Annotated in this window: 15 protein-coding genes; 6 read left to right on the forward strand and 9 right to left on the reverse strand. The window is 65.4% G+C overall.

From position 1 onward, the window contains the following. Positions 1 to 106 precede the first annotated feature (106 nt). The 3 genes from mdoH to PCA20602_RS02210 form a co-directional block, all read right to left on the reverse strand. Positions 107 to 2,671 carry a glucans biosynthesis glucosyltransferase MdoH gene (gene mdoH / locus PCA20602_RS02200; protein ID WP_174980761.1) on the reverse strand — a complete coding sequence of 855 codons (2,565 nt, stop codon included), beginning with the start codon at positions 2,669 to 2,671 and terminating at the stop codon, positions 107 to 109. Positions 2,672 to 2,808: 137 nt separating this feature from the next. Next, positions 2,809 to 4,362: a glucan biosynthesis protein G gene (locus PCA20602_RS02205; RefSeq protein ID WP_425495635.1), complete on the reverse strand. Its 1,554-nt coding sequence runs from the start codon at positions 4,360 to 4,362 to the stop codon at positions 2,809 to 2,811. A gap of 367 nt (positions 4,363 to 4,729) precedes the next feature. Then, complete coding sequence (locus tag PCA20602_RS02210; RefSeq protein ID WP_150719765.1) at positions 4,730 to 5,389, reverse strand: LysE family translocator; 660 nt, start codon at positions 5,387 to 5,389, stop codon at positions 4,730 to 4,732. Positions 5,390 to 5,686: 297 nt separating this feature from the next. Here PCA20602_RS02210 and PCA20602_RS02215 point away from each other — a divergent pair, with 297 nt between their 5' ends. After that, positions 5,687 to 6,589, forward strand: coding sequence for a LysR family transcriptional regulator (locus tag PCA20602_RS02215; RefSeq protein WP_246181979.1), 903 nt, complete (start codon positions 5,687 to 5,689; stop codon positions 6,587 to 6,589). 16 nt (positions 6,590 to 6,605) lie between these two features. Here PCA20602_RS02215 and PCA20602_RS02220 read toward each other — a convergent pair whose 3' ends face one another. Both PCA20602_RS02220 and PCA20602_RS02225 read right to left on the reverse strand, forming a co-directional pair. Next, positions 6,606 to 8,177 carry an MATE family efflux transporter gene (locus tag PCA20602_RS02220; protein WP_150719767.1) on the reverse strand — a complete coding sequence of 524 codons (1,572 nt, stop codon included), beginning with the start codon at positions 8,175 to 8,177 and terminating at the stop codon, positions 6,606 to 6,608. An 8-nt stretch (positions 8,178 to 8,185) separates the two neighbouring features. Beyond that, positions 8,186 to 8,974: an alpha/beta hydrolase family protein gene (locus PCA20602_RS02225; RefSeq protein ID WP_150719768.1), complete on the reverse strand. Its 789-nt coding sequence runs from the start codon at positions 8,972 to 8,974 to the stop codon at positions 8,186 to 8,188. Here PCA20602_RS02225 and PCA20602_RS02230 point away from each other — a divergent pair. Beyond that, complete coding sequence (locus PCA20602_RS02230) at positions 8,973 to 9,185, forward strand: hypothetical protein (protein ID WP_150719769.1); 213 nt, start codon at positions 8,973 to 8,975, stop codon at positions 9,183 to 9,185. The genes PCA20602_RS02225 and PCA20602_RS02230 overlap by 2 nt on opposite strands. Before the next feature lie 360 nt (positions 9,186 to 9,545). On the opposite strand, the gene PCA20602_RS02235 is transcribed toward PCA20602_RS02230, so the two are convergent. Genes PCA20602_RS02235 through PCA20602_RS02250 form a run of 4 tightly spaced genes read right to left on the reverse strand, consistent with a single transcriptional unit; the run spans position 9,546 to position 13,790 of the window. Then, entirely contained in the window at positions 9,546 to 10,850 is a 1,305-nt protein-coding gene (locus tag PCA20602_RS02235; protein ID WP_150719770.1) for an MFS transporter, read from the reverse strand. Next, positions 10,847 to 12,064 (reverse strand): amidohydrolase family protein, encoded by a 1,218-nt coding sequence (locus PCA20602_RS02240; RefSeq protein WP_150719771.1) that lies wholly within the window; start codon positions 12,062 to 12,064, stop codon positions 10,847 to 10,849. The genes PCA20602_RS02235 and PCA20602_RS02240 overlap by 4 nt, the downstream gene beginning before the upstream one ends. Further along, complete coding sequence (locus PCA20602_RS02245) at positions 12,061 to 13,536, reverse strand: sodium:solute symporter family protein (protein WP_150719772.1); 1,476 nt, start codon at positions 13,534 to 13,536, stop codon at positions 12,061 to 12,063. The genes PCA20602_RS02240 and PCA20602_RS02245 overlap by 4 nt, the downstream gene beginning before the upstream one ends. After that, entirely contained in the window at positions 13,533 to 13,790 is a 258-nt protein-coding gene (locus PCA20602_RS02250) for a DUF3311 domain-containing protein (RefSeq protein ID WP_150719773.1), read from the reverse strand. The genes PCA20602_RS02245 and PCA20602_RS02250 overlap by 4 nt, the downstream gene beginning before the upstream one ends. 427 nt (positions 13,791 to 14,217) lie before the next feature. Between PCA20602_RS02250 and PCA20602_RS02255 the strand changes: the two genes are divergently transcribed. The 4 genes from PCA20602_RS02255 to PCA20602_RS02270 all read left to right on the forward strand — a co-directional run bounded on the left by PCA20602_RS02255 (position 14,218) and on the right by PCA20602_RS02270 (position 20,535). Then, complete coding sequence (locus tag PCA20602_RS02255; RefSeq protein ID WP_246181980.1) at positions 14,218 to 15,003, forward strand: GntR family transcriptional regulator; 786 nt, start codon at positions 14,218 to 14,220, stop codon at positions 15,001 to 15,003. Between the two features lie 120 nt (positions 15,004 to 15,123). Beyond that, positions 15,124 to 16,425, forward strand: a complete 1,302-nt coding sequence (locus PCA20602_RS02260; RefSeq protein ID WP_069342225.1) for a UDP-N-acetylglucosamine 1-carboxyvinyltransferase — start codon at positions 15,124 to 15,126, stop codon at positions 16,423 to 16,425. 463 nt (positions 16,426 to 16,888) lie between these two features. Continuing rightward, the gene (locus PCA20602_RS02265) at positions 16,889 to 17,680 is read left to right on the forward strand and encodes a response regulator transcription factor (protein ID WP_246182007.1); all 792 of its coding nucleotides are present in this window, start codon (positions 16,889 to 16,891) and stop codon (positions 17,678 to 17,680) included. After that, entirely contained in the window at positions 17,677 to 20,535 is a 2,859-nt protein-coding gene (locus PCA20602_RS02270) for a hybrid sensor histidine kinase/response regulator (RefSeq protein ID WP_150719775.1), read from the forward strand. Before PCA20602_RS02265 ends, PCA20602_RS02270 begins: the two co-directional genes overlap by 4 nt. Positions 20,536 to 20,558: the final 23 nt, after the last annotated feature.

A 20,558-nucleotide genomic window follows, 5' to 3' on the forward strand; every position in this document is an offset into this window, starting at 1 on the left:
GTTCTCGGTCCTGTCAGCCGATCGGCACAAACAAAAACGGCAAGGCGCGAAGCCTTGCCGTTTTTTATCGTGCAATCGAAGTGGCGTCAGGCCGCCTCAACCGACCTCATGCCGACGCCAGAAATCCCTGCGACAGTCCGTTGGCGCGCGCATCACACCACTCCGGGTGCGCACGGGGATCGGTCCACACGAGCAAGTGAAGCGCCGCAAGTGCACGTGGATCGTTGAGCAACTCCCACTTCTGCGTGTTCGTCAGCTTGGTCGGGCCTTTGAGCAACGCGGTCTCGACACGTCCCGCACGCAGCGCATCGCGCTTCGCATCGTCGAGTGTCGGCTTCACGCTCGACGCGACGAGCGCGTTGGCCATCGGGTCGATCACGGCGTCGACGAACCCGACATGCTTGCCTGCCTCGGCGGTGTACTTCTCCGTCATCCGCAATTCCTTCGGCGGCCACGACTCTTCCGGAATGAGGAACAGACGGGCGCGCTTGAGACCGCGTCCGAGCGAGACCCGGCTGGAGAACACCGACACCGGGATCGAGATCATCATCGAGCCCACGATCGGCATCAGCCACCAGATGAAGTCAGGGTTGAGCCAATAGACGATACCGCCCCACGCCATCCCGATCACGGTCTGCAACCCATGGCGGCGAATGGCTTCGCCCCAATGCGTTTCTGCATCTTCGCGCGGCGGCGACTTCCATTGGATCGCAATGCCCGTGAGCGCGGCCAGCACGAACTGCGTGTGGAACAGCATGCGCACCGGGGCGAGCACTGCGGAAAACACCATCTCGATGAACATGCTCACCGTCACGGCGAACCAGCCGCCGAAGCGTTTCGCGCCCTTCACCCAAATCAGCAGCACCGCCAGGATCTTCGGCAGGAACAGCAACGTGGCCGTGGCCGAGAACAGCGCCAGCGCACGCTCCGGATGCCACTCGGGCCAGACCGGGAACAACTGACGCGGCGCCGTAAAGTATTCGGGCACCACCAGCGTGTGCTTGGCCAGCAGACACGTCGAGAGAATCAGGAAGATGAACCACAGCGGCGCCGACACGTAGGCCATTGCGCCCGTGACGAACACCGCGCGATGCACCGGGTGCATGCCTTCCGCGAGGAACAGACGGAAGTTCATCAGGTTGCCCTGACACCAGCGACGGTCACGCTTGAGTTCGTCGAGCAGGTTCGGCGGCATTTCTTCGTAGCTGCCGGGCAGGTCGTAGGCGATCCACACGCCCCAGCCCGCACGACGCATGAGCGCCGCTTCGACGAAATCGTGCGACAGGATCGCGCCCGACATCGCGCCCTTGCCCGGCAGCGGCGCGAGCGCGCAGTGCTCCATGAAGGGCTTCAGACGAATGATGGCGTTGTGCCCCCAGTAATGCGATTCGCCGAGTTGCCAGTAGTGCAGGCCGGCGGTGAACAGCGGGCCGTAAACACGTCCGGCGAACTGCTGCAGGCGGGCATAGAAGGTTTCGCGTCCTGCTGCGAGCGGTGCCGTCTGGATCAGCCCTGCGCTCGGGTGCGACTCCATCATGCGCACCAGCTTCGTCAGGCATTCGCCGCTCATGACGCTGTCCGCGTCCAGCACGATCATGTAGCGATAATCGCTGCCCCAGCGGCGGCAGAAGTCGTCGAGGTTGCCGCTCTTGCGCTTCACGCGACGTTGCCGGCGACGATAGAAGATGCGACCGAAGCCGCCGACCTCGCGACACAACGCCTGCCAGGCATCGACTTCCGCCGTGCAGTTATCGGCCTCGCTGGAATCCGACAGGATGAAGAAGTCGAAGCGCTCCAGCGAGTCGGTCCGGGCGAGCGATTCGTAGGTCGCGCGCAGACCGGCGAACACACGGCCGACGTCTTCGTTGCAGATCGGCATGACGATGGCGGTGCGTGCATCTGGTGCGATGGGCGCGTCGCCCGCCGCCATCTTCGAGATCATGTGACGCTCGCCGCCGAACAGCAGGACGAAGAAGCCGAAGATGGCCGTCCAGAATCCGGCGGACACCCAGCCGAAGAGCAGCACGAACAGCACGAGCACGGAGAATTCGAGCGGATCGGCGCCGTGATACGGCAGCACGGACGCCATGAAGTGCGTAGCGAGCGCCGTCTGCGCGATCATCAGCGCGAGCAACATCCAGCGGCGACGCCGCCCCGCTTGCGACCACTTGCCCTTCGGATCGGGCGCATCGCGCACGAGCGGATCGGGGTCTTGGCGGCCGGTGATCTTGCGCCACAAGCGGGCGAGCGGATTGAGCGACCAGGGACGTGGAATCAGCGACGTGCGCCGTACCGGCGGCGCCACGCGCAACGTCTGCACGCCGCGCACGTCACTCAGCCCGGCCGCAGCGGCCAGCGAGCCGCCTTCGGTCAGCGAAAGGCGCACCGGTTGCGACGCCAGCACGGCATCGCTGTCGGATTCGATTTCCGCGAGATCGTGGGCGTGCCATGCCGCCGTCGCCACCGCCGTCGGTGCGACAGTCGCGTCGGTCTGGGCGTCGGTCTGGGCGTCGGTCTGGGCGTCGATCTGGGCGTCGGTCTGGGCGTCGATCTGCGACGTCTTGCCGACGTCGGTCGACGCAAGCGTCGACGGGAGGAGCGCCGACGCAGGTTCAGTGTCAGCAGACGGTGTGCCCTCGCCGGCGACATGCGTCCCGCGTGCGGCGAGCAAACGCTGCAAGCGAGTCAGGATGTCGAGCGAATCGCCGCCGTCACGCTTGGCCTGCGCGAGCAGGGCGCGACGTTTCTCGGCGGGCAGGGGCAGCCGGTCGACATAAAGCTCGTCGACCGGAATATCGGAGCGCTCGCTCACTCGGGGGGTAACAGGTAGCTCCACGTTTCGGATAGGGTGTTACTGCCGTTGCGCAGGTAAGCGCGCATTTCGACGGGTTTCTCGGAATCGAGGCGGCGCATGCGAAGCATGACGCGATAGCCTCCCGTGACGTCATTGCGCTGCGTCTGCACTTCAAGGATCTTGCCGTTACCATCGATGGACACATTGCCTTCGACCTTGGCGTCATCCGGCAATTTCTTGAGCGCCGGGCCCTCGAAATCGAGCGCGAACAGCAGACTGTCGTCTGGTTTTCCCCGGTAGCCGTGACCACGGCGGCTTTGCGTCACCCACGCGAGAGGCGGGCGTTTGTCATTATCTTTTTGCCACGTCAGCCGGTACTCCAGCCCATACGGCTGCTTCGGCTTCGGCGGTGCATCGGGTACCCAGTAGGCGACGATGTTGTCGTTGGTTTCGTCCGGTGTAGGAATCTGCACCAACTCTACACGACCTTGTCCCCATTTGCCCTTGGGTTCGACCCAGGCGCTCGGGCGCGACTCATAATGGTCTTCAAGGTCCTGATAATTGTTGAAGTCGCGATCGCGTTGCACCAGCCCGAAACCACCGGGGTTGGACAGCGAGAACGACGACACGAGCAGACGCTTCGGATTGACGAGCGGACGCCAGATCCATTCGCCGGTGCCGGACTGAATGGAGAGGCCGTCGGAGTCGTGCACTTCGGGACGATAGTCGGGTGCCGGCGGCTGCTGGTTTTCGCCGAAGAAGAACATGCTGGTCAGCGGGGCAATGCCCAGCTTGGTCACGTTCTCACGCAGGAACAGTTCGGACTTGACGTCGACGGTCGTGTCGACCCCCGGACGCAGCGTGAAGCGATACGCGCCGGTAGCGCGCGGCGAGTCGAGCAACGCGTAGATGATCAGCTCTTTGGCGCCCGGTGCGGGACGCTGAATCCAGAATTCGGTGAAGCGCGGAAACTCTTCACCGGAGTTCAGCGCAGTGTCGAGCGCGAGACCGCGTGCGGACAGGCCGTACGTCTGGTTCTTGCCCAGCGCACGGAAATAGCTCGCGCCGAGGAAGACCATGACTTCGTCTTTGTACTTCGGCGTGTTGACCGGGTAGTGGATCCGGAACCCGGCAAAGCCTAAGCCTCGCAGTTGCTTCGGGTCGACCTTGAGCGCACCGAAGTCGAACATGTCCGGGCTGTAGCGGATTTCGCGCACGCTGTTGCCCATCAGTTCGTTGATCTTGACGGGACGGTCGTAGTACGAGCCTTCATGGAAGAACATCAGCTCGAACGGCAGCTTCTGCGCACGCCACAGCGCCTTTTCGGGCTTGAAGCGAATGTTGCGATAGCGGTCGTAGGTGAGGTTCTGAAGGTCTTTGGGAAGGTTCGGATCCTTCGGCTTGTAACGGCTGTTCGCGAGCGTGCGGGCCTGTTTGGCGACGTCGTCGAACGAGAAAGCATGCGCGGCGCCCGAGACGAGCGCGCAGACGCTGAGCACACTGGCGATCGCCAGGCGCAGGGCACGGTGGGCAATCATGCGGGAAACCGCGTTGGGCAGGAATTCCATCGGCAGTGGGAAGGGCATGTAACGCGCGTGCCGACCGTAGCCAGCGTGCGCCGAACGCGCAATTTTACCCGTTCATTCACCGATTGACTAAAGATGCATCGGCAAAACCTTCGAAGCGGGCACTCACATTACCCCTATCGTCTGCTGTGACGGTGCTTCCGGCGCGTCATAAATTTGTGACTATTTGTGACCAAAGGGGCATTTGAAAGGATTTCCCTGCCTTTCCTGCCACTTTTCAGTCATTTTTTCGACATTCCTGCGCCATTTCCCTGCCATTCGGGGCGAATTTCGCGCGAAGCATCACAACTTCGCTCACGACTTTGTTTGCGCCCCGACGCAAACGCCCTCCGCCATCATCTGCCGCCCGCTAGCGGCTCGCCATCGCGAGCAATCCCCCCAGCGTCATCAGCGCGCCGCCAATGGTGCGTCGCACGAGATGCTGCCGCCGGACCATCGCCGCACGCATCCACCCCGCCGAGAAGCCAAGCGCCACAAGGCTGAACCACACCCAATGGGCAAACGACATGAATGCGCCATACGCCAGTCCCAATTCCCACCCGGTGCCCGGATGAACGACCTGCGTGAAGGTACTCACGACGAACAACGTGCACTTCGGATTCAACGCGTTGGTGAAAAAGCCCGTGCGGAAGGCTTGCAGGTCTTCGCGCCAGCGAGTGGATGTCTGTTCATTCGAATCGATCGTTGCGTCCGACGACGAAGGCGACTCCTCGGTGACATCGACGACTGGCGACCGATCCTTCAACGTCCGCCAGCCGATGTAGACCAGATACGCCGCCCCGACCCATTTGATGCCGGTGAACAACCACGGCAGTTGCGCAATCAACAAGCCGACGCCCACCAACGTGTACGCCACATGCACCTGCACTCCCGCCGCAATACCCAACGCCGCCCATAACCCCGCCCTGCGACCGTGACGCCAGCTCTCACGCGTCGCCATCGCGAAATCCGCACCCGGACTGATTACCGCCAGCACCGTGATCGTCATTACCGCCAACAACTCTTGCATGATGAATTCTCACTGATTGATTTGAGGACGACGGTCTGAGTGAGAGCGCTGTCCTGGCCGGAATTAGCCTCTGAACCGATGCCCACGCCGCGACGGACCGGGGCCCTATTCCGCCCCTCAGACATAGACCCAACTCGGTTCAGAACAGGGCCCCGATCCGTCGCTCATCGCACTCTTAGCGTTTGGGTCCTGACGCCTTTTCGTCATTTCGGCGGTATTTTCCTTGGTCTTTTCTCGCCCGAAAAACGATGTTTTTGCCCCCTCATCCGTGATAATTTCTCACGTATGACGCGCCCCTTGCCTCTCAACGCCCTCCAAGTCTTCGACGTCGCCGCCAGCGAACTCAGCTTCGCCCGCGCCGCCGACAGACTCTTCGTCACGCACGGCGCCGTCAGCCGGCAAATCCGCACGCTCGAACTCGCCTTCGGCTTTCCCCTCTTCGAACGCCGCAACCGCGCCGTCTTCCTCACCCCCGCCGGTACCCGCCTCCACGCCACCACCCGGCAAATGTTCGACCAACTCGCCTCCACCGTCGCCAGCCTCCACGCCAGCGCCGCCTCGCGCACACTCGTCGTCTCCTGCGAACCCACCCTCGCCATGCGTTGGCTCATTCCCCGCCTCGGCACGTTCGCTCAGACACACCCCGACATCGCCCTCCACCTTCACTCCGCCGGTGGCCCGCTCGACTTCGAAAACACCGGTGTGGATGTCGCCATCCGACGCAATGACTTCTTCTGGGGCCATACCCTCGCCGCCGAACCGCTCGCCGACGAATGGATCGGACCGGTCGGATTGCCCGCCTCGTTCGCCGCTCCACGTCTGAATCCGCTCGGCACGCGCACCCGCCCCAGCGTCTGGCAAGACTGGCTGCGCGCCATGCAATCGACCCGACGCGATTCACCGCCCACGCTCCCTTCACTCGAAGCGCACGGCAAGACGCCACCGTTCGAACACTTCTATCTGAGCCTGCAAGCCGCCGGTGCCGGACTCGGTGCCGCCATCGGATCGGTCTACATGGTGAGCGACGAACTGAGCGCAGGCCGCCTCGTCGCCCCCTACGGCTTTATCCGTGACGGCTCGGGTTATGTCGCGCTCTCACGCGAACCCTTCGCCGCAAACCCCGCCAAGGAAGCCCTGCTGATATGGCTGCGCCACGCGCTGGCAGACGCCGCGTCGCCATGGATCGAAAACTCGCAGTGAACTGGAGCAGGCGCCATCAGGCGCGAGGGTCGCGCGGCGCGTTACCGGAATCGGGGGCGGGACCCGTGGCCGCGGAGCGGGAAGCAGACGGATGAGACTCCGCAGGCGGTGAAGCCGACGAAGACGACGGCGATGCCGACTGCGCAGCTGCGACAGGCACCGGCACCGGCGCAGGACCCGCCGCCGCGCTCGCCGCATCTTCGGTCTGGGCAACGGCAGGCGGCCCCTTCGGCAGCATTCGCACGCCACGCCAATTGCCCCACTTGTAGTACGACAGCGCCATGAGGAGCGACACGGCGAAGCCGAGCGGGAAGCTCCACCAGATCGCCTCAGCCCCCCACGTCTTCTGCATCTGCCACGCGAACGGCAAGCGGATCACCCACTGCGAGACGAACAGGATGACGAGCGGCGCCGTGACCGCCCCCGTCGCCCGCACGACGCCGAACAGCACGATGGTCACCCCGAACAGCACGAACGACCACGCCACGACCGCGTTGATGTGCTGCGCCACCGAGATGGCATAGCCATCGCCCGGCAAGAAGGCATTCATGAACTGCTTGTTGAACAACAGAATGGCGATGACCAGCGCGCCGGTCATGACAAAGTTCAGTCCGACGCCGACACGTCCGATCTTCGATACGCGATCCCATAACCCCGCGCCGACGTTCTGCGCGGTCATCGACGACACGCCCGCGCCGATCGCCAGCGCCGGCATCTGCACGTACGTCCACAACTGCGACGCGACGCCGTAGGCCGCCGTGGTCTGCGATCCGTAGCCGTTGACGAACCCCATCATCACCATGGCCGACGACGAGATCACCACCATCTGCAATCCCATCGGCAATCCCTTGACGACGATCAGCCGCAACAGCCCCGGATCGATGCGCAGATACTTCCAGTCGCGACGCGTGAGCCACAGCGGATCGCGCCGCCGGTACAGGGTGTACATGAGCGCCGCGAGACTCACCGTCTGTGCGATGAGCGTCGCGCCCGCCGAGCCCGCAATGCCGAACGGCGGGATCGGTCCCCAGCCGAAAATGAGTAACGGGTTGAGTGCGATGTCGAGTCCCGCCGACAACAGCATGAAGCGAAACGGGGTGCGCGCGTCGCCCGCGCCTCGCAGCGCCATCATGACGAAGTTGTAGAAGTACATCACCGGCAACGCCACGAAGATAATGCGCAGATACGCGACCGCAAACTCGCGTGCATCGCCCGGCGTCCCCAATGCGCCCAGCAACTCGGGCGTGAAGACGTAGCCGAACACGGACACGGCGACCGACATCAGGACGAAGAACGTCGCGCTCGTGCCGACGATGCGCTGTGTCAGCACATGATTCTTCGCCCCGATGGACTGACCGATGAGGATGGTATTGGCCATGCTGATGCCAAAGACGACACCGAGCAGGAAGAACAACAGGATGTTGGCGTTGGACGCGGCAGTGAGCGCCGACTCGCCGAGATAATGGCCGATCCACATGGCGTTGATCGACGCGTTGAGCGATTGCAATACGTTACTGCCGAGCACCGGCAGCGAGAACCAGAAGAGGGTCTTGCCGATGGGGCCGCGCGTGAGATCCTGTTCGGCCATGGTCCGCCTTATTTGGTGTCGAACTTCACGCCGGCCGCCGGCGACGGCACGCTACATCGATGGCCACGCACGTTGTCGAGGAATCGCTGGATCAGCGGCAGGATCTTGGCTTCGATATCGCCGTGCCCGTAACCGAAGCCCGCAAAGTTGAAATGCGTCGCACCGTCGACGACCGCCAGCCAGTGACATCCCGGCGGCATATCGGCAAACGGTTCGGTACGCGTCTGCCATTTGCCTTCGAGCGGCTCGTCCCGAGTGCCGGTCACCAGCAGCACCGGCTTGCGGATGTCATGCCACGCGCCCGCCGGGAAGATCGCACCCTTTCCCTGCGGTGAGAGCGCGATGTAACCGTCGAAGCGATCGTCGCTATCGAGCCCCAGCTTGTTCTTCGCCCCCGCCTCGATCATCACGGTCACCGCCCCCATCGAGTGCCCCGCCAGGACCGCCGGTCCCGCATGACACTGACCGCGCGCCCAATGCAATGCCGCCCCGGCATCTTCGAGACGATCGTCGTACGCTTCGGGGTCCGTAGTGAGCGCAAGCAAACCGTCGCGCAACCCGCCATTGCGCACCCGGTCCCGCAAGGAGTCGCGACCACTTTCCTTATGCGCCATCGTCACCGCCAGCCAGCCGGACTTCGAGAGCGCACGGCCAAGCCACGACAGCGCATCGCGGTCGTCGCCCGCACCGGGACTGAGCACGACCACGCCGTTGCAGGCCCCGGCAGGCCGGAAGACGTGAAGGTTCGCATACGCGCCGTCGCTGCGCAGCACGCGCTGGTCGGTGCCAGTGGACATGGAGGCGGAAGCGAAAGACGAGGAAGAAGACGATGCGCTGGAAGCGGAGGCCGCAGGGGCCGAGGGTGCCGACGCGGGCTTCGCAGCGGTGGCGGACACCGCAGTGTCGGCAGCCAAAACATGCGCAGGGAATGTCGAGACAAACGTGGCGACCAGTGTCGTGATGAACGCCGCGAAGATCGTCGCGGCAGTGGACGTGCCGACGCGGTAGACACCACTCGCGACGCGTAACGTCCCGAACGATCGTCCCACCGCCCTGCGCGCCTTTCCGAGCATCCGTTCTCCCCTGGTATCCGGCAGCACGCAGCCAACCCGGGCCCGAAGGGTGCTAGTCCGAAATCATCTGAAGGACCGAGGGATCAGGTTGAGCCGGGGGCAACGGTCTCGCGACGACGCCCCGCTGCGACATCACACGATGAGCCATCTTAGCGCGGATTGCGTATGCGCTCGCATGAATTTTGCATCGTCCTGACGTGTCTCGCGTGCGCAACGCATGTCTTGCAATTCGGACTCACATGCGTTGCCTTTTCACGCGCCTTTGGCGGGCATTCGTCGTAGTGACGATGTCCGTTTAGGCGTGCCGATGCCCGCCCTCTCTCGCCTCGTGCAGCTCACGCACCTCATGCACCTCTCGCGACAGGCCGAGCGCCGACGCGTACCCCTGCGGATCGAAGCGCCACGTCAACGCGATCAGCGCGACGTTGATGACGACGAGCCCGATCCACGACGGCAGGAAGCTCCCCGTCGCCGCCACGATCGCGCCGGCCGCAAACGGGGCGAGCGCCGCGATGCAAAAGCCCACGCCCTGCATGAACGCCGCCAGCGCCGCCGCGTGACGCGGATGCGCGTGATGGTCCAGCGCCAGCACCAGTCCCAGCGAAAAGGTGCCGCCCAGACCGAATCCGATGCCGCCGATCCACACCCACGGTGCGACGTCCGGCGCGATGACCAGCCCGACGAGACCGCCCAGCGTCGCCGCGAGCGCCAACGTCAGCCAGCGGCGGCGATCGATGTGAGCGCGCGCAAGCCACGGCAACATCAATGCCGCCGCGACCTGACACGCCGTGAGCCCGGCGAGCAACGCGCCGCTGTGCGTCGCGCTCATGCCCCGCGCCTGATAGAACGGCGGCAACCACGCGACCATCGTCGTGTAAGCACAGTTGATGAGACCAAAGTAGACGGCCAGCGTCCACGCGCGAGGCTTGCGCAACAGCTCGAGCATCGACGGCGCCTTATCTTCGATGCGCGCCGTTGCGGCCTGACATGCCGCACGCAGTGCGTCCGCCGTCGCCGGTGTTGTGGGTGTCGCCAGGGTTGCGGCCGAAGCCGCCGCGCGCGCGAACGGCGCGCGCCACCACGCGAACGCGGCCAGACCGACGACGGCCAGCCACATTCCCAACCCCGCGCGCCAGTCGCCCGCCTCGGCGGCCATCCACGGACTCGCGGCGGCCCCGAGGCCGCCGCCGCCCATGAGCGCCGCTGAGTACAGCCCCATCATCGACGTCATGCGCGCGGCGCTGTAGTTCGCTTTCACCACGCCGGGCAACAACGCCTGAATGATGGCGATGCCGGCGCCCGACACCAGCGCCGTCGCGATCATCGTGACGGTATCGTCTGCCACGAACCTTGCACCGCACGCCAGCGCCAGCGCGGCCAGTCCGAGCAGCACACCGCTTCGCTCACCGAAGCGCCGCGTCAGCCCGCTCGCGGCGAACGCGCCCGCCCCCATCGCCAGCACGGGCAACGACGTGAGCAAGGCGGCGACGGGATAGCTCATGCCCGTCGCCCCGCGAATCTGCGGCAGCAGCGGGCTGATGGAGGTGAGCGTCGGGCGCAGCGTAAGCCCCACCGCGACGATGGCCAGCCAAAGCGTCATACCGCCACGCCCTCGCTCACCACCACGTAACCGTTCGCGACAACCCAACGGCGCGGCGCACGGGTGACGATCGCCTGCGCCGCGTTCCGGGCATCGGCCAGCACGAGGTCGGCGCGAGCGCCGACGTGAAGCCCGTAGTCCTCGAACCAGCACGCACGCGCGCCCTGATGCGTGACGCAATCGAGCGCGATGTCGAGTTCGTCGTCGCGCCGCAGGTTGTAGCGCAGACCGATCATCATCGCGCGCTCGAGCATGTCGGGCGAGCCGTAGGGCGTCCACGTATCGCGAATGCCGTCGTTGCCGCCGGCGAGCGGCACCCCGGCACGACGGCAGGCCATGAGCGGCGGCACGATACGCGACGGCGGCGCCGTCGTGATGAGCGCCACCCCGGCATCCGCCAGACGCGCCAGCAACGCGTCGGCACGCGCGGCATCGAGTTCGCCCAGGCAGAAGGCGTGCGACACCACCACCTTGCCCTGCATGCCGAGCGCCGCAATGCGCTCCAGCATCAACTCGAACGAGAACACGCCCATCTCGCCCGGTTCGTGCAGATGGATGTCGACGGGACAGCCGTGCTTGTCGGCGAGCGAGAACATGGCGTCGAGCGACGCCTTCGGATCGCGGTCGATGGCGCAGGGATCCAGCCACCCGAGCACGTCCGCCCCACGGGCGAGCGACGCGTCGAGCAGTTCCACGGTGCCCGCGCGATCGAGCACACCCGACTGCGGGAACGCCACGATCTGCATGTCGAGCCGGTCGGCCAGCGTCTCACGCGTGGCGAGCACGCCGTCGAGATGCCGCAAGCCCGCATCCGTGTCGATGTCGACGTGCGTACGCAGTCGCGTGGTGCCTGCCGCGAGGAACGCGCGACCGAGCGCCAGCGACGCCGCCCCCGCATCGTGCCCGCTGGCCGCGCGCCACGCGCGCTCGTTGTCGATCCGGTCGATGAGCCGCGAGCCGCACTCGTTCACGTACCACGGCATGCCCCACGTGGTCTTGTCGAGGTGCGTGTGCGATTCGACGAAGCCCGGCATGAGCAGCGCCCCGCCTGCGTCGATGCGATGCACGGCACCGTCAGCACCATCAACACCATCGGCCGCCGCCGGATACGGCGGTAGCGCCGATCCGATGGCCGCGATCTTGCCCTGCTCGACACGCACGTCGACCGGCGAACCGTCCAGCCCCCGTGCGTTGCGAATTTCCAGTGTTGTCATACTTTCCTCAAGATTCCGGCTTCCACGTTGCGCGAACGGGTGAGCGCGCTCACCGCCACGAACGTCACCGCATTGACCGCCAGCGCGACCAGTCCCATGTTGATCGACGCCACAGTATCCGACGCGCCCGGCATCAACGTGCGAAGGTTGACGTCGAACCCGACGGCGGCGAGCAGCACGAGCGCACCGGCGCCGATGCCCGCGAACGCGCCGTACTTGTTACCGAACGGACGCGGCAGCAGACTCGCCACGAACGACGGGAACAACTGCGTGAGCAGACTAGACGCGAACAACGCCAGCGCCACGAACGTCGCACCGCCGCGCAGCACGAAGAACACCGCGACCAGCCCGAACAGCGGCAACACACGCTTGGCGAGCTTGCCGACGAACGCTTCGCTCGCATGCGGCGCGAAGCCGTCGCGATAGATGTTCTTCGCGATCAGCGTCGATGCGTTGAGCAAGATCATCGAACCGGGCACCAACGCGGTCAACACCCCCACGCCGCCGATCACGCCGACGAACCAGGGCGAGAACGTCTGCTTGACGATGCGCAGCAGCGCCAGATCCGAATCGGCGCCGGAGAGCCCCGGCACTTGCAGAATCGCCGCAAAGCCGACGAAGAACATGAAGGCGATGACCATCTGATACAGCGGCATCAGGATCGTGTTCTTGCGCACCGCACTCTCGGTCTTCGCCGCATACACCGACGTAAAGACGTACGGGTACAGGTAGTAGCCGAGCGACGTGAGCAGGATCGTCGAGTTGTACCAGGACAGGGTGAGCCCGCTCGTGGGCATTTCCAGGAAGCCCGGACGCGCCGCCTCGATGCGGTCGAACATCTCGCCGAAACCGCCGAAGTAATGCAGCGGCAGGTAGATGCCGAGGAACACGGCGATCACGAGAATCAGAATGTCCTTGTAGATCGCAATGCTTGCGGAACCGTGGATGCCCGACACCGTGATGTAGACCACCATCGCGATCGCTCCGCACCAGATCGCGACCGATGGCGGGATCGTGCCGTACGACGCCTCGGACACGATGATGCCCAGCCCGCGCAACTGGATGATGAGCAGCGCGCTCATGCCCAGCACGGCGACCAGCGAGACCACCACCCCCAGCGCGCGCGAGTGGTATGCCGTGGCGAAGAAGTCGGAGAACGACACGCAGTGGTGCTTCGTCGCATGACGCCACGCCGCAGGCAACATCCAGTAACCGAGCAGATACGCGAGGGCGCCGTAAGCGAGGATGTAGAACGCGGGCGGCCCCTTGCTGTAGGCCCATCCGCTCGCCCCCAGGAATGTGAAGGTCGAGAAGGCCTCGCCCGCCATCAGCAGGAAGACGAGCAGCGTGCCGAAGCCGCGTCCGCCCACGGCCCATTGTTCGAGGCTCATGGTGCGACCGCGTCGTGCGCGCAAGCCCACGAAAATCGCGAAAGCGAGAAATGCCGCGATGACGGCGAGCGCGGCGTTCATGATGCGGCTCCGTCGTGATCGCGACGACCGGCGTCGGCAACATCGGCTGCCAACGCCTGACGGCGGGCGGCGTCGCGCGACCCGTCGAAACGGAACATCACGACCATGACCAGCGACGTGAGCAGCAACCAGACGATGTTCCACGTCATCAGAAAAGGCAGCCCGGCCAGCCGGGTACCCACGTGTTCGGCAAGCCAGCCGCCGCTATAGAAGGCCGCGACGGGAAGCGCGGCCAGGCAATGTACAGGTTTCATGACGTCTCCAGACCCAAAGGGATTCACAGGGCAGTCACGCGTTGTCGCGCTGTCGTTCGCATCGGGTGATGCGCGCAAGGCAGTCGGCAATCGCGGCAGCCCGATGGTTTCGTCCATTTCGCGAGCAGTCGACGCGGTGGCATGTCATCTCGAATTGCCATATCATCAACCAAATAACGCAAAATGGTTAACCATTTTTGTTGACCATTATCGGTAACGATTTGCCGAAATGCAAGGTCGCGAGCGCCGACGGGCCGAAATCGAGGGTTTCCGATACCTTCGATCGGCCAGACATCATGGGAGGGTGCAACCCTGACGGTGAACGCGAGGGCGCAGGTACAATGCGCCCCACACCCGCGCGATCACGCACAATCAAGCACGATCGCTCACGACGGATCGCGATCCGCGTATTTCCAGGAGAACCGGCTTGAGCCGCACCGCAGCACCGCCCTCGCCTTCGTCCCCGCCCGCCACCGCCGCTTCGACTGCCATGTCGGCTGACGACGACAGTACGCCGGGCAGCGCCGGCCAGCAGATCGAAGCGCGCGTCTACGCCGCGATCTCGCAGGCGTTGCTCTCGGGCAAGCTCCGGCCGGGCATGCCGCTGCGTGAACGGAATCTGGCGCAGGCGTTCGACTGCACGCGCGGCGCGGTGCGCAAGGTGCTCGCGCGGCTCGGCTTCGAAGGCAAGCTGGTGCTCGAACCCAATCGCGGCGCGTTCGTGCCGCAGCCGTCGCTCGAAGACATTCGTCAGACGTACCGTGCGCGGCGCGTGCTGGAGACCGGGGTGATCGCGAGCATCTGCGGCAGGCTGGGCGACGCGCAACTCGCGGCGCTCGACGCCCACGTGGCGACCGAAGCCCGCTCGCATGCCGACGGCACGCACGAGCGCTCCATCCAGCTCGCGGGCGAATTCCATCTGAAGTTGATCGGCATGGCCGATAGCGCCGAACTCGATGCGTTCGCGCGTGCGCTCGTCGCCAAGACAGAGCTATATAAAGCGCTGTACGACCCGGCCGAGTTCATGCACTGCGCGCCGACCGAACACGCGCAGCTCGTGGGGCAATTGCGCGACGGCAAGACCGACGCGGCGATTGCGCTCGCGACGGCGCATCTCGACGAGCTCGAAACCCGTGTGCTGACGCGTGCGGCGGCGGCCGAGACGCCGGACTTCCGCGCCATCTTCGCCGAGGCGTTTGCGGGAGGTGCATGAGGCGAATGCCCAAATCGGGGTATATTGCGCCTGATCGCGAGGAGCCCACGGCCCGCATGCCAATCCCGCCCCCCGCTTGAGTACGAAGCCATTACGAAGCACGAAGCCCGAAGGAAGCCCATGTCCCATCTGGTAGTCCATGGCGGCCAGCCGCTGCGCGGCCGCATCACCCCCTCCGCCAACAAGAACGCCGTCCTCCCGGTGCTGTGCGCCACGCTGCTGACCGATCAGCCCGTGCGCCTCATCGGCGTGCCCGAGATCACCGATGTCCGCAAGATCCTCGACATCTTTCGTCAGCTCGGCAGCGATGTCAGCGTCGATTTCGACGCCGGCATCCTGGACGTCCATCACCTGAACACCCGATTCGACCCGCGCACCGACCATCTGCCCGAGGAGATGCGCTCGTCGATCATGCTCGTGCCGCCGCTGCTCGCGCGGTTCGGCGTCGCGCGCATCGAAGACAACATCAAGGGCTGCACGCTCGGCGTGCGCGAGATCGATCCGCACATCGAAGTGCTGCGCCATTTCGGCGGACGTGTCGAGCGCACCGCCGGCTCGCTGCTGATCCACGCGGACGAAGCACGCCCGGCCATCCATCACTGGCTCGATTACGCGTCGGTGACCACCACGGAAAACTTCGTGCTGTGCGCGGCGACCGCCAACGGACGCTCGCAGTTGAACAACGCCGCGTCCGAGCCGCACGTCCAGGAGTTCTGCCGTTTCATGCAGATGCTCGGCGTGCCGATCGAAGGCGTGGGGACGTCGCAGCTCGCCATTGAAGGTGTCGAGCGCTTCGGCGGGGGCGAATTCCGCTTCGCCGAGGATTTCCACGAGATCACCACGTTCCTGGCGCTGGGCGCGATCACGGGCGGCGAGATCACCGTCAAGAACTCGGCGCCGGAGCAGTTCCCGCTGATCGACCGTACGTTCGCGAAGTTCGGCATCAAGGTCGAGCACCGCGACGGCTGGTCGACGGCGACCGCGCAAGGCAAGCTCAAGGTGCAGGCGCCGTTCACGCAGAACATTCTGACGAAGGTGGAAGCGGCGCCGTGGCCGTATTTCCCGGTGGACCTGCTGCCGATCTTCATCGCGCTGGGCGTGAAGGCCGAAGGCAGCGCCATGTTCTGGAACAAGGTCTATGACGGCGCGATGGGCTGGTCGACGGAGTTGTCGAAGTTCGGCGCACACGTGTTCCAGTCGGACCCGCACCGTCTGATCACGTTCGGTGGCGTGCCGCTCTCGCCGGCGGTCGTCGAGAGCCCGTACATCATTCGCGTGGCGATCGCCTTGCTGATGGTGGCCGCGAGCATCGACGGACAGTCGACCATCAAGAACGCGCTGCCGATCCGTCGTGCGCATCCGCGCTTCGTCGAGAATCTCTGCTCGGTCGGCGCGAACGTCGTCTGGACGAACCCGGAGTAACTGGCGTCGCTGCGGCGGCGTCGAGATCTTCGATGTCTTTGAAGTCGTACGATCCGGCCCCCCCGGGGGGGCCGGGCTCGCGCTGCGGCACCCCTGACGGCAGACGACCCCCCGATCACCTACACGCCGGTCGTCGCCGCTGCGAACCCGACGGTTGACCTTACCTGAGCCGATCCGGCACGCGCTTGCCGCACCTTTGCCCGACGGCATCCCACGTTTGCCTGACGGAAAATTATTTCCCGCCCACCGGCATTCGCACCGAATTGACGCAGCGTGTCCGGGCGAATGTGAAAGAATGACGACCATCATGAGCGATCGTCACCTGCCCCCGCAGTCGTTTGCCGCCTCCGCCGCCCCCACCGCGACGTCGTCTCGTCCGGCAGGCGCATGGCCCGCCTCGCCCCATGCCCGGCAGTTGTCGGGCGTGCGTGTGCTCGTGGTCGACGACAATCAGGAAGACCGCATGCTGCTCATGGACTTCCTCAGTCAGCAGGGCTGCCGGGTCTACATCGCGCAAGACGGTCGCGACGGCTACACCAAGGCCCGCACGGTGCAGCCCGATCTCATCCTCATGGATATCCGCATGCCGGTCTGCGACGGCCTCGGCGCGTGCCGTCTGCTCAAGGCGGACCCGGGCACCCGCCACATCCCGCTGATCTTTCTGACGGCGGCCGCCCTGCCCGGCGAACGTGTTGCAGGACTGACGGCCGGTGCGGTCGATTACATCGCCAAACCGTACGACTTCGAAGAAGTGCGGCTGCGGCTGTCGATCCATCTCAAGGCGACGACGCCCTCGCCCGCTCAGGCGACGTCCGATCCCGGCAGCGAGGGTACGAGACTCACGCCGCTGCCCGTGCAGGCGCATACACTCGACGCCGTGCTGTTTCGGGCGACGCGCGCCTTGCTGCTCGATCAATTGAGCACGACGCCCGAACTTGCCGGACTGGCAAGCGCCGTGGGCACGAACACGCGGCGCCTCAATCTGGCGTTCCGGCGCTGCGTCGGCGTCACGGTCTTCGACTTCCTGCGCGAAGAACGCATGAAGGAAGCGCGACGCCTGCTCTCGGAGACGTCGCTCGACGTGCAGGACATTGCAGCGGCCGTGGGCTTTGCCAGCGCGGCCAATTTCGCGACGGCCTTCCGCGAGCGCTTCGGCATGCCGCCCAGCGGCTTTCGCGAGCAGGGCGCGCAGACCTATCTCGCGTCCGACGGTACTGACGGTGCCGACACCCCGCCCATGCCGTCCACGCCATGAGTGCTGCGCCATCGGGCACTCCCGGCACAGTCCTCGCCCGCGTCTTCCCCATCGTCCACGTCTGCCACTTCGCCCGATTCTTTTGTCTGGCGCTCATGGCGCTCATCGTGCTCATCGCGCTCTGGCTGCCCACCGGCGCCGTCGCGGCTGCCGCGGCAACTGCACCGACGCCTTCCGGTAAGCCAGTCGCCACCTCCGTCGCCATCGACCTCGCAACCGCCCCGTCGCCGCTCAAGCTCGACACGCAGTTGCGCATGCTCGAAGACCCGACGCGCCGGCTCGACGCGACACAGGCACTTGCCGCGCCCGGCTGGCGCCAGGTCGTCCCGCGCATGCTCAACGCCGGCTACAGCCGCTCGGCGTTCTGGCTCACCGGCAACGTCGAGAACCTGAGCGCGGCGCCGGTCACGCGCTGGCTGAGCGTGGGCATCGTGCGGCTGGAGGACATCCGCTTCTATGCCATGCCGTTCGGCGCCACGCAGCCGAGCGTTAGCTGGCGCGCGGGACACACCGTGCCGCTGACGCAGCACCCCATTGCGTCCGAGACCTCCGTCTTTCCCATCACGCTCGCCCCCGGCGAGCGCATGACGTTCCTCGTCCGGGTGGAGACGCGCTCATCGGTCAGTCTCGTGCCGCATCTCTGGCGTCCCGACGACTTCCGCATGGCCGAGGCGCACAACGCCATGATCGCCATGCTGCTCGCGGGCTCGATGATCTCCATCGGGCTCTACGCTCTCGTGCTCGGCATCGCGCGACGCGATCCGGTTTTCGTTCTTCTCGCGCTCACCACCATCACGCAGGTCGCGCAGGACATGGCGTTTCAGGGCTTTCTGTATCGCTATGTTCTGCCGCAAGGCGGCGAGTTCATCGTCCGGGCGCCGAGCTTCTTCTCGACACTGACGGCCGGCGCGTTCAGCGCAATGCTGCTGGCCTTCGCAGGTCTGAACGGCGTTGCGCTGTGGCGCTGGACGTACCGCGTCATGATCGGGATCATGGGCTTCATGGCGGTGTGGGTGCTGTTCGGCGACCACCGTGTGGCGGCCTTCACCCATCTGCAATTGCTGACGGTCTTCAACGTCATCTGGGTCGTCTCGCTGATCGACGGCTGGCGACGCGGCTGCAAGAACGCGCGCCTGAGCCTGCTCTCGTTCTCGCCGGGTTGCGTCGTGCTGTTCTGGCGGCTGGCGATCATCAACGGCCTGCTGCCCGAGGAGTGGCTGGCCAACACGGCGATGGCGTGGAGCACGAACATCTCCGTACTGCTGATGCTCACCATCATCGTGGCCGGACGCTCGCGCGAACTCGTGCGCGAGCAGCGCGCTGCGCAGCGCGAGGTGTTGCAAACGCGTCGAGAAGAACAGGCGCGGCTGGCCAACGCCGTCGACACGCGCACGCGCGAATTGCAGGCGGCCCTGATTGCGGCCGACGAAGCCAACAGCGCCAAGAGCGACTTCCTAGCGCGCATCAGCCACGACCTGCGCACGCCGCTCACGTCGATCATCGGTTTCGCGGACCTCGTCCAGTCCGGCGGACGCGAAGACGCCGACCGTGGCCGCATCATTCGTCGCAGCGCGCATCACATGCTCGCGATGGTCAACGATCTGATCGAATACGCAGGCGGCGGCGCGGCCGATGCGCTACACGTCGCCCCGGTCTACACCCACGCCTTCATCGACAACATGGCGCACGAAGGCATGAGCCTCGCGCGCAAGCACGACAACGCGTTCCTGCTCGACGTGCGCGCGCCGCTGCCGCCGCTGCTCGCCTTCGATGCCAAGCGGGTGCGTCAGGTGTTGGGGAATTTGCTGGACAACGCGGCGAAGTACACCACCGACGGCACCATCACGTTGTCACTGTCGGCCACTCCGGACGCCACGCGCGCCGACATCGTGCACGTGTGTTTCGGCGTGGAGGATTCCGGCTGCGGGATCGCGAAGGAAGACCTCCCCCGCGTGTTCGAACCGTTCGCGCGGCTCGACGGCGCACGCCGTTTGCCGGGCGTGGGGCTCGGGCTCGCGATCGTCAAGCAGTGGATCGAGCGCATGAACGGCACCATCGCCATCGACAGCACGCCCGACGTCGGCACACGGGTGACGTTCTCGCTGCCGCTGCACGTGGCGCGCGAGACCGACCTCGTCGCGCAATCGTTCGCGGGCGCCACGCATGCGCTCCCCCCGCTCGACGGCACCGGCTATCACATCTGGCTTGCCGAGGATTCGCCCGAGATCCGGCAGTTCCTGCACGACGAACTCGCCAGTCTGGGCTTCTCCGTGCGGACCTTCGGTGACGGCGTGGCGCTCATCGCCGCGCTGGGCAATCCGAGGCAGACGCTGCCGGATCTGGTGCTGACGGATCACATGATGCCCAATGCCGATGGTCTGGCCGTAGCACGTGCCGTGCGCCGACGCTGGCCCGACGTGCCCGTGCTGGCCGTGTCCGCCTCACCGCAGGTGGTGGCAGGCAGCGGCGTCGGGCGTGCCGCGGGAGAGGAAGGCAGCGAAGCGGACGACGACGCCAGAGGGTACGACGCCTGCCTGCTCAAGCCGGTCGAACTCGCGGACCTGCGTCACACGCTGGCGCGGCTGCTCGACCTGCAACGCATCGACGCCCCGCTCGCCGCCGACGCGGATGGTGAGGCAGACGCCGACAGCGCTGCGCTCGTACGACCGTCACGCGATCTGCTGGTGGAAGCCCGACAGTTGATCGCCATGGGCGCGATCACCGATCTGATGGACTGGGCGCGTCACCTGAGCACGCTCGCGCCGCAGTACGACGGCTTCGCGCACCACGTCCACCAGCTTGCCCAGCGCGGAGACCTTGCCGGGCTGGAGACGTTGTGCGCGGCGCCGTATTAGATCATTCGTTAGATCACTCGTTA

The organism is Pandoraea capi, assembly GCF_902459735.1.
GTDB lineage: Bacteria > Pseudomonadota > Gammaproteobacteria > Burkholderiales > Burkholderiaceae > Pandoraea > Pandoraea capi.

Bases quoted from the DNA above. Each gene is read 5' to 3' on its own strand.
- PCA20602_RS02205 (WP_425495635.1), bottom strand. From the start codon at position 4,362: ATGGAATTCCTGCCCAACGCGGTTTCCCGCATGATTGCCCACCGTGCC.
- PCA20602_RS02230 (WP_150719769.1), top strand. From the start codon at position 8,973: ATGGAGGCGGAAGCGAAAGACGAGGAAGAAGACGATGCGCTGGAAGCG.
- PCA20602_RS02210 (WP_150719765.1), bottom strand. From the start codon at position 5,389: ATGCAAGAGTTGTTGGCGGTAATGACGATCACGGTGCTGGCGGTAATC.
- PCA20602_RS02225 (WP_150719768.1), bottom strand. From the start codon at position 8,974: ATGTCCACTGGCACCGACCAGCGCGTGCTGCGCAGCGACGGCGCGTAT.
- PCA20602_RS02240 (WP_150719771.1), bottom strand. From the start codon at position 12,064: ATGACAACACTGGAAATTCGCAACGCACGGGGGCTGGACGGTTCGCCG.
- PCA20602_RS02270 (WP_150719775.1), top strand. From the start codon at position 17,677: ATGAGTGCTGCGCCATCGGGCACTCCCGGCACAGTCCTCGCCCGCGTC.
- PCA20602_RS02260 (WP_069342225.1), top strand. From the start codon at position 15,124: ATGTCCCATCTGGTAGTCCATGGCGGCCAGCCGCTGCGCGGCCGCATC.
- PCA20602_RS02245 (WP_150719772.1), bottom strand. From the start codon at position 13,536: ATGAACGCCGCGCTCGCCGTCATCGCGGCATTTCTCGCTTTCGCGATT.
- PCA20602_RS02265 (WP_246182007.1), top strand. From the start codon at position 16,889: ATGCTGCTCATGGACTTCCTCAGTCAGCAGGGCTGCCGGGTCTACATC.
- PCA20602_RS02220 (WP_150719767.1), bottom strand. From the start codon at position 8,177: ATGGCCGAACAGGATCTCACGCGCGGCCCCATCGGCAAGACCCTCTTC.
- PCA20602_RS02250 (WP_150719773.1), bottom strand. From the start codon at position 13,790: ATGAAACCTGTACATTGCCTGGCCGCGCTTCCCGTCGCGGCCTTCTAT.
- PCA20602_RS02235 (WP_150719770.1), bottom strand. From the start codon at position 10,850: ATGACGCTTTGGCTGGCCATCGTCGCGGTGGGGCTTACGCTGCGCCCG.